This is a genomic window from Brevundimonas denitrificans, from assembly GCF_030160755.1.
Lineage (GTDB): Bacteria > Pseudomonadota > Alphaproteobacteria > Caulobacterales > Caulobacteraceae > Brevundimonas > Brevundimonas denitrificans.
In genome coordinates, this window is the sequence record NZ_BSOY01000175.1 from 1 (window position 1) to 719 (window position 719).

The window sequence follows — 719 nt, forward strand, 5'->3', positions numbered from 1 at the left end:
AGCAAGGGACGGATCGCCCAGTCGGGCACCCCGCGGGAAATCTACTATAATCCGACGGACCCGTTCGTTGCAGACTTTATCGGGACGTTGAACCGGGTGTCTGCGGCCTCGGTCAAGGGGTATCAGGGATCGACGCCGGAGCTGTTCTTCCGTCCCGAGGATGCCGAGATTGTCAGCGCCGATAGCGGAAACTATTCCGGGCATGTGAAATCAGCCTTCTTCCTTGGGGATCGGACCCGGCTTGTGATCGCCGGGCATGATCAGGCCGAGGTGGTCGTGGACAGCAAGCACCGGGCCGAGTTTGCTATTGGCACGGAAGTACATCTGCAAATGAATCTGGACCGGCTGATCGACATGTCCGGCTGTGAGGGAGGGCAATCGGCATGCTGATTGCGCAAATCACGGATACCCATATCAAGGCCGCCGGGAAACTTGCCTATCGGCGGGTGGATACAGCCGCCAGCCTTGCGCGGGTGATTGACCATGTGAACGGGTTCACGCCCGCCGTGGATGCGGTGATCCTGTCCGGGGACCTGACCGATGCGGGCCGGCCCGAGGAGTTCGAGCTGCTTCTGCATCATCTGGGGCGGTTGAAAGCTCCGTGGTATGTCATTCCGGGCAACCATGACAAGGCGGACACCTTCCGCAAAGCCTTTGCCGGAACCCGTTACCAGCCGGATGATTTACCCTTCTATCAGTATGTGGTGGATGATCATCCC

2 protein-coding genes are annotated in these 719 nt (G+C 59.5%); both read left to right on the forward strand.

What is annotated here, in order from left to right:
* Window positions 1-390: TOBE domain-containing protein (locus QQJ79_RS15595; RefSeq protein WP_284223845.1), on the forward strand; the 390-nt coding region annotated here is incomplete at its 5' end.
* Window positions 384-719, forward strand: a 336-nt coding sequence (locus tag QQJ79_RS15600) for a metallophosphoesterase (protein ID WP_284223846.1), incomplete at its 3' end; no start/stop codon positions are given. The genes QQJ79_RS15595 and QQJ79_RS15600, both read left to right, overlap by 7 nt.